This window comes from Streptomyces sp. URMC 127 (assembly GCF_051386535.1).
In the GTDB taxonomy this organism is placed as follows: Bacteria; Actinomycetota; Actinomycetes; order Streptomycetales; family Streptomycetaceae; genus Streptomyces.
This window is the reverse complement of sequence record NZ_JBPQTW010000077.1, coordinates 20435-28208: the sequence shown is the minus strand read 5'-3', so window position 1 is coordinate 28208 and position 7774 is coordinate 20435. Positions and strand designations below refer to the sequence as shown.

The 7774-nt window shown below is 71.7% G+C and carries 8 protein-coding genes; 4 read left to right on the top strand and 4 right to left on the bottom strand.

Annotation, left to right across the window (positions count from 1 at the left end; genetic code table 11):
- The 3 genes from ACSNOH_RS17665 to ACSNOH_RS17655 all read right to left on the bottom strand — a co-directional run bounded on the left by ACSNOH_RS17665 (position 1) and on the right by ACSNOH_RS17655 (position 1898).
- Positions 1-273, bottom strand: coding sequence for a hypothetical protein (locus ACSNOH_RS17665; RefSeq protein WP_436722306.1), 273 nt, complete (start codon positions 271-273; stop codon positions 1-3).
- 213 nt (positions 274-486) lie between these two features.
- Positions 487-798 (bottom strand): STAS domain-containing protein, encoded by a 312-nt coding sequence (locus ACSNOH_RS17660; protein ID WP_030368012.1) that lies wholly within the window; start codon positions 796-798, stop codon positions 487-489.
- Positions 799-1049: 251 nt separating this feature from the next.
- Positions 1050-1898, bottom strand: coding sequence for a 3-hydroxyacyl-CoA dehydrogenase family protein (locus tag ACSNOH_RS17655; RefSeq protein WP_436722305.1), 849 nt, complete (start codon positions 1896-1898; stop codon positions 1050-1052).
- A gap of 251 nt (positions 1899-2149) precedes the next feature.
- Between ACSNOH_RS17655 and ACSNOH_RS17650 the strand changes: the two genes are divergently transcribed.
- Positions 2150-2722, top strand: coding sequence for a cob(I)yrinic acid a,c-diamide adenosyltransferase (locus ACSNOH_RS17650; RefSeq protein ID WP_436722304.1), 573 nt, complete (start codon positions 2150-2152; stop codon positions 2720-2722).
- A 12-nt stretch (positions 2723-2734) separates the two neighbouring features.
- Here ACSNOH_RS17650 and ACSNOH_RS17645 read toward each other — a convergent pair whose 3' ends face one another.
- Complete coding sequence (locus ACSNOH_RS17645; RefSeq protein ID WP_436722303.1) at positions 2735-3313, bottom strand: hypothetical protein; 579 nt, start codon at positions 3311-3313, stop codon at positions 2735-2737.
- 158 nt (positions 3314-3471) lie between these two features.
- On the opposite strand from ACSNOH_RS17645, the gene ACSNOH_RS17640 reads away from it, so the two are divergent.
- The 3 genes from ACSNOH_RS17640 to ACSNOH_RS17630 all read left to right on the top strand — a co-directional run bounded on the left by ACSNOH_RS17640 (position 3472) and on the right by ACSNOH_RS17630 (position 7751).
- Complete coding sequence (locus tag ACSNOH_RS17640; protein WP_436722302.1) at positions 3472-4668, top strand: sensor histidine kinase; 1197 nt, start codon at positions 3472-3474, stop codon at positions 4666-4668.
- Positions 4665-5348: a response regulator gene (locus ACSNOH_RS17635; protein WP_436722301.1), complete on the top strand. Its 684-nt coding sequence runs from the start codon at positions 4665-4667 to the stop codon at positions 5346-5348. The genes ACSNOH_RS17640 and ACSNOH_RS17635 overlap by 4 nt, the downstream gene beginning before the upstream one ends.
- An 81-nt stretch (positions 5349-5429) precedes the next feature.
- Positions 5430-7751: a glycosyl hydrolase family 18 protein gene (locus tag ACSNOH_RS17630; protein WP_436722300.1), complete on the top strand. Its 2322-nt coding sequence runs from the start codon at positions 5430-5432 to the stop codon at positions 7749-7751.
- Positions 7752-7774: the final 23 nt, after the last annotated feature.

Sequence of the window (7774 nt, the reverse complement as noted above, 5' to 3'; positions counted from 1 at the left end):
TCACCGACGAGGAGGCCGGCTGGGCGGCGGGGGCACGTCGGCGGGCAGGCAGGGCTCGATCTCGCTGCCGTCGACGGGGTTGACGGTGACGGCGTAGTCGCCGGCGACGAGGCGGACGACGCGGGCGAGGCCGGGGGCGCCCTGGGGGCCGTCCCCGGCGGCTGCGTACCCGGCGGCCCCGGCGTCGGTGCCGGGCAGGTCGCGCGAGCCGCGGCCGTCCGCGGACTCGGGTGCGCCCTCGCCGAGCTCCTCGGGTCGGTTCGTCGGGTCCATGGTGAAAGCCCCCCAATTGCGTGGCGTGCCGTCTGCCCTCCCGGCCTGCCCCACTCCTTCAACCCTCGGCCGGGGCGTGCCGGCCGGCGCTTCATCGGTGCCCGCCGTGGGCTCTGTTATGCGGCCCTTTAGCGGCGGGAAAACCGAACCTCAGACCTGGGCACAGTATCCACGAAGCGACGGGCGTCCCGCTGCCCGGGGCACGTCACAGTCTCATGACGCGGCGCCGATGCCGCCTTCGATGGCGAGAATGCGGTGCAGTCGGGTGGCGACGAGGAGCCGCTGCATCCGGTCGGGCACGCCGCGCAGGACGAGGCGGCGGCCGGTGCGGCCGGCCCGGCGGTGGGCGCCCATGATGACGCCGAGGCCGGTGGCGTCCCACGAGTCCAGCTCGGTGAGGTCGAGCACGAGGTCGCCGCGGCCCGAGTCGAGGGCGGAGTGCAGGACCGTACGGGCGTCCGCCGCGCTGCGGACGTCGAGGCGTCCCCCGACGACCAGTTCGGCGTGGTCGCCCCTGATGTGCATATGCGCTCCCGGAGTGATGTCCGATGGTGCGGGATGACGGTCGATGACGGTGCTGACTGGCTTGCCCGTGCCGTGAGCCGCCTCAGGTGGCCCTGACCGGGTGGCCCTGAGTCGCCCCGCGGCTCTTGTGGCACGTGCGCTTCTCAAGGACTGACTGGCTCTCCCACCACAAGGTTGCCGTTCATGGGCGAACCGATACCTAATTCACCCCGGTGGGTGAACTAGATATCGGCTACCCGGTCGGCGAGGGTTCAGTGCTGGTAAAAGCCCTGGCCGCTCTTGCGGCCGAGGTCGCCCGCGTCGACCATGCGGCGCATGATCTCCGGCGGCGCGAACTTCTCGTCCTGGCACTCGGTGTAGATGTTCCCCGTGGCGTGCATGAGGATGTCGATGCCGGTGAGGTCGGCGGTGGCCAGCGGGCCCATCGCGTGGCCGAAGCCCAGCTTGCAGGCGATGTCGATGTCCTCGGCGGAGGCGACGCCCGACTCGTACAGCTTGGCGGCCTCGACGACGAGGGCGGAGATCAGGCGGGTGGTGACGAAGCCGGCGACGTCGCGGTTGACGACGATGCAGGTCTTGCCGACGCCCTCGGCGAACTCCCGGGCCTTCGCCAGCGTCTCGTCGCTGGTCTTGTAGCCGCGGACCAGCTCGCACAGCTGCATCATCGGCACCGGGGAGAAGAAGTGCGTGCCGACGACGCGCTCGGGGCGCTGCGTGGCCGCGGCGATCTTGGTGATCGGGATGGCGGAGGTGTTCGAGGCGAGCACCGTCTCGTCCTTCACCAGGCCGTCCAGGGTGCGGAAGATGTCGCGCTTGGTGTCGATGTCCTCGAAGACGGCTTCGACCACGATGTCCGCGTCGGCGGCCGCGTCCAGGTCCGTGGTCGTGGTGATGCGGGCCAGGGCCTGCTCGGCCGCGGCGGCCTCCAGCTTGCCCTTGGAGACGAACTTTTCGTACGAGGCCTTGATGCCGTCCGTGCCGCGCTGCAGCGCCGCGTCGGTGACGTCCCGCAGTACGACGTCCCACCCGGCCTGGGCGGAGACCTGCGCGATCCCGGACCCCATCAGTCCGGCCCCGATGACGGCGAGCTTCTTGGCCACGGCTTGTCCCCTTACTCCCTGTGCTCAGAGCTGTTCTGTGCGCACTCTCTCGGCCGGAGATTAGCGTCCGTCGCGGCGCGGTTGGGCGGTAAGAGATGCGCGTCACGTCCCCCATGACGGACATCACACCGGGAGGCCCAGCCGGCCGTCCCCACCGTGCAGTTGAGCCCCGTGCGCCCCGGGCGTCACAGGGGTGGCCGGGTTGCGCGTCGGCCCCGGCGGGGCGGCGGGCGGTGGCTAGGCTCGTACCCATGGTCAACCTGACGCGCATTTACACCCGCACCGGTGACAGCGGCACGACCGCTCTCGGCGACATGAGCCGCACCGTGAAGACCGACACCCGCATCGCGGCCTACGCCGACGCCAACGAGGCCAACGCCGCGATCGGGGTGGCGATCGCGCTCGGGCAGCTGCCCGAGGAGATCGTGAAGGTGCTCGTCCGCATCCAGAACGACCTCTTCGACGTGGGCGCCGACCTGGCCACGCCGGTGGCCGAGAACCCCAAGTACCCGCCGCTGCGCGTCGAGCAGTCCTACATCGACAAGCTGGAGGCGGACTGCGACCGCTTCCTGGAGGGCCTGGAGAAGCTGCGCAGCTTCATCCTGCCGGGGGGAACGCCGGGGGCGGCGCTGCTGCACCAGGCCTGCACGGTGGTCCGCCGCGCGGAGCGGTCGACGTGGGCGGCGATGGAGCTCCACGCGGACATCATGAACCCGCTGACGGCGACATACCTGAACCGCCTCTCGGACCTGCTGTTCATTCTGGCCAGGACGGCGAACAAAGAGCTCGGGGACGTCCTGTGGGTGCCCGGCGAGAACCGCTGACGCCGGCCGGCGTCAGCGCTTCAGCTCCTCCGCGGCCGCGGCCCGCTCCTTCTCCGCCGCCGGCGCCTGCTTCGGCCAGATCGTGTAGCTCGCCGCGATGGCCAGGTTGATGCCGGCCACCAGCAGCATCTTCGTCTGCCAGTTCCGCAGCGAGCCGGTGTCGCCCGCGTCCCCCACGTACCAGACGGCCGCCTGGAGGAGGGCGAGGGCGACCGCGCAGGACAGGATCCAGCGGGCGGCCGTCTTCCACTCGTGGACGGTGCGCTCGCGGCCGTACTTCGGCGGCTTCACCGGCGGCGGGCCGCCCGCGAAGCGGTGGGCGAAGCGGGCGTCGACCCACTTGATCGTGGAGTGGCCGAGACCCACGGAGTAGCCGATGTAGACCGCGGCCAGGCCGTGCTTCCAGTCGGCCTGCGCGCCGTTCTTCAGGTCGACCGCGGTGGCGATCAGCAGCACGAGCTCCAGGACGGGCTCCAGCAGCAGCACGGCGACCCCCGCCCGCGGCATCTTCGCGAGGTACCGCAGGCTCAGGCCGCCGGCCAGCAGCACCCAGAAGCCGACCTCGCAGACGACGATCAGCGTGACGATCACGGTTCTCTCCTTCCCTCCCTTCCAGGTTCCCTGCCGTGACCTGCGCGTTCGTCGTCGCGTACGACGATTTGGGACTGCATCCTTCGATGTAGTGCCCGGCCGCCGCGCCCTCCTGCGGAGCGTCCCGCGCGCCCCCGGCCGCATGCTGTGATGTACGCATGCCCGTCCGCCTCCCCCGCCGCCCCGACCGCGACGCCGTCCTCATCGCGGCCACAGGCCTGCTGGGCGGCCTGGCGCTGTGGTTCCTCGGCCTGCACAACAACCCTCCGCTGGCCGCGGTGCCCGGGTGGCTGTCGCTGGTCGCGCTCGTCGTCATGTGCGGCGCCGAGCTGCTGCGGCGCAGCGCCCCGCTGACGGCTCTGGCGATCGGCACGGTCACGCTCGGCCTGGACATCTGTACGGGTTCGCTCGTCGCGACGATCGCCATGTACACGGACGTCGTCTACGCGGCGGTGCTCTACGGCCGCCCGTCCGTCGCCGGGCGCATCCCCCGTGTCACCGAGGTGCTGGCCGTGCTGGGGACGCTGCTGGCGGTGGCGGTCATCCGCAAGCCGGAGGCGCTGCTGGTGGGCTTCGGTTTCGCGGTGCTGATCGTCGCGCCGGCGTGGACCGGTGCGGGCATCCGCCGGCACCGCGACGCCGCGCGCGCGGCCCGGCTGGAGGCGGAGCGCACGGCGCTGCTGGCCGAGCTGGACCGCCGCGAGGCCGTGGGCGCCGAGCGCGCCCGGATGGCCCGCGAGCTGCACGACATGGTGGCGGGACACCTGTCGGCGATCGCGATCCACTCGACCGCGGCGCTGTCGATCGGAGAGGCGGAGGCGTCGCGGGAGGCGCTCGCGGTGATCCGCGAGAACAGTGTGCAGGGCCTCGCCGAGATGCGCCGGCTCATCGGGCTGCTGCGGCAGGCGGGCGGCGACGCGGAGCCGGCGGCCACTCCGCGGCTCGACGGCGTGGACGCCCTCGTCGCGCGGGCCCGCAAGGCGGTGCGCGACGAGCGGTTCCGCTTCGTGCTGGACGACGCCCGCGGGCCGGGCCCCCTCCCCGCGCCGATCGAGCTCGCCGCGTACCGCATCGTGCAGGAGTCGCTCACCAATGCCGTCAAGCACGCGGCCCCGGGCCCGGTGACGGTGCGTCTGGCGCGCGAGGACGGCGGGCGGCTGGCGGTGGAGGTGAGCAGTGCGTACGGCGACGGGCCGGTGCCGCGGGCGCCGGGCTCGGGGGCGGGGCTGGTCGGCATGGGCGAGCGGGTGGCCCTGCTGGACGGGGAGTTCGAGGCGGGCCCGGTGGCCGGCCTCGACGGCAAGGAATGGCGTGTGCGGGCGGTGCTGCCCGTACCGGAGGAGGGAGCACCGTGACCACCACCGCACCTGGCGGAAGCATCCGCGTCCTGGTCGCCGAGGACCAGGCGTCCGTACGCTCCGGGCTGGTCCTCATCCTGCGCTCGGCGCCCGGCGTCGAGGTCGTCGGGGAGGCCGCCGACGGCGAGGAGGCCGTCCGGCTGGCCCGCGAGCTGCGCCCGGACCTGGTCCTGATGGACGTGCAGATGCCGCGTCTGGACGGGGTGTCGGCGACCCGTCAGGTCGTCGCGGAGCGGCTGGCGGACGTGCTGGTGCTGACCACCTTCGACCTGGACGAGTACGTGTTCGGCGCGCTGCGGGCGGGCGCGGCCGGGTTCCTGCTCAAGGACAGCGACGCCGCGGACCTGATCGCGGCGGTGCGGGCCGTGGGGCGCGGCGAGGGGCTGATCTCCCCGGCGGTGACACGGCGTCTGATCGCCGAGTTCGCGCGCCCGGCGCGGCCGCAGCGGGCGGGCGCCCAGGAGCCGGCGGGGCTGGAGTCGCTCACGCGGCGCGAGCGCGAAGTGCTGGGCGCGCTGGGCGAGGGGCTGTCGAACGCGGAGATCTCGGGCCGCCTGGGGATGGCGGAGGCGACGGTGAAGACGCACGTCAGCAGGCTGCTCGCGAAGCTGGAGCTGCGCAGCAGGGTGCAGGCGGCGGTGCTGGCCCAGGAGTGGGGACTGGTCCAGTCCTCTTGACCATTGGTACGGACCTTTCTACGCTCCCCGAGCAGCTGTGCACCCCCCACCTGTCCGCACCTCTCGTCGAGGAGCACCCCCTTGAGCACAGGAACCTCAGGAAGCATCGGCCGCACCTTACGAAGAGCGGTGGCCGCTCTGGCCACGCTCGCCCTCCCCGCCGCGGCGCTCGTCGGCGTGGCGGCCGCCCCGGCCCACGCCGCGCCGTCCGCGACGGCCACGTTCGCCAAGACCTCCGACTGGGGCACGGGCTTCCAGGCGGAGTGGACCGTCAAGAACACCGGCACGACCGCCATCAGCGCCTGGACCGTGGAGTGGGACTTCCCCGCGGCCACCACGGTCGGCGCCTACTGGGACGCCCTGCTCACCAGCTCGGGTTCGCACTTCACCGCCAAGAACCGCGAGTACAACGGCACCATCGCGCCGGGCGCGAGCGTCACCTTCGGCTTCGTCGCCTCCGGCGACGGCACCCCGGCGGGCTGCAAGCTCGACGGCGGGCCCTGCGACGGCTCCCCCGCCGACACCCCGCCGAGCGCCCCCGGGCAGCCCTCCTCCACGGGCGTCACCGCGAACAGCATCGCGCTGACCTGGGCCCCCGCCACCGACGACAAGGCCGTCAAGAACTACGACGTCTACCGCGGCGACAGCCTCGCCGGCACGGTCACCGGCACCTCCTTCACCGACACCGGCCTCAGCCCGGACACCGACTACACCTACAAGGTCGTCGCCCGCGACTCGGCCGGCCAGACGGGACCCGCGAGCCCGTCCGCCACGATCCGCACGAGCAGCGGCAGCGGCACCGACAAGCCGCCGACCGCCCCCGGCACCCCGCAGGCCACGGCGGTCACCGACACCTCGGTCTCCCTGCAGTGGCCCGCCGCCACCGACGACAAGGGCGTCAAGAACTACGACGTCTACCGCGGGACGGTGAAGGCCGCGACGGTCACCAAGCCCGCCTACACCGACACCGGCCTCACCCCCGGCACCGACTACACGTACACCGTCATCGCCCGGGACACCGCCGACCAGACCAGCAAGGCCAGCCGGCCGCTGACCGTGCGCACGACCGGCGGCGGGCAGCCGCAGCCCGGCACGGGCTACGCCAAGGTCGGCTACTTCGTACAGTGGGGCATCTACGGCCGCGGCTACACCGTGAAGTCGCTGGAGACCACGGGCGCCGCCGCCAAGCTCACCCACATCAACTACTCCTTCTCCAACATTCACCCCACCGACCTCACCTGCCTCAACGGCGTCACGAAAGCCACCACGCCCAACCCGCAGGACCCCAGCCAGGGCGACGGTGCGGGTGACTCCTGGGCGGACTACGAGAAGGGCTTCGGCGCCGGCGAGTCCGTCGACGGCGTGGGCGACACCTGGGACCAGAAGCTGGCCGGCAACTTCAACCAGCTGAAGAAGCTCAAGGCCAAGCACCCCGACCTGAAGATCAACATGTCGATCGGCGGCTGGACCTACAGCAAGTACTTCTCGGACGTCGCGAAGACCGACGCCTCCCGGCAGAAGTTCGTGAAGTCCTGCATCGACATGTACATCAAGGGCAACCTGCCCGTGACCAACGGCCGCGGGGGCACCGGCGTCGCCGCCGGGATCTTCGACGGCTTCGACATCGACTGGGAGTGGCCGGGCTCCGAGGGCCACGCCGGCAACCACGTCTCGAAGGACGACAAGGCGAACAACACCCTGCTCTTCGCCGAGTTCCGCCGCCAGCTCGACGCCCTGAGCGCCACGACCGGCAAGAAGTACCTGCTCACGGCCTTCACCCCGGCGGACCCGGCGAAGATCGAGGCCGGCTGGGACATCACCACCAAGGACGGCACGCCCAGCGTCTTCGACTACATGGACTTCGCCAACGTCCAGGGCTACGACTTCCACGGCTCCGGCAGCGACAACAGCTGGGAGCCGAACCGCACGGGCCACCAGGGGAACCTCTACCAGGACGCGGGGGACCCGTACACGACGAAGTTCAGCGTGGACAAGACCGTCCAGGCCTACCTCGACGCTGGCGTCGACCCGAAGAAGGTCGTGCTCGGGCTCGCCTTCTACGGCCGCGGCTGGCAGCAGGTCGCCGACGGCGGCGCGCACGGCGTCTGGCAGACCGCGAACGGGGCGGCGCCCGGCCAGTTCCCGGAGGAGGCGGGGACGCGCGGCTACGACAACCTGATCGCGTCGGTCGCGGGCCTCACGGTCTACCACGACGAGCAGTCGGTCGCCACGTACGGCTATACCGGCAACAACGGGCAGTGGTGGACGTTCGACGACGTCTGGTCGATCGGCAAGAAGACGGCCTGGCTCAAGCCGAAGGGCCTGGGCGGCGTGATGATCTGGGAGATGTCGGGTGACAGCGGCACGCTGATGACGGCAGTCGACAACGGCTTGCGTTCCTGACCGGCAAAAACGCCGGCCGGGCT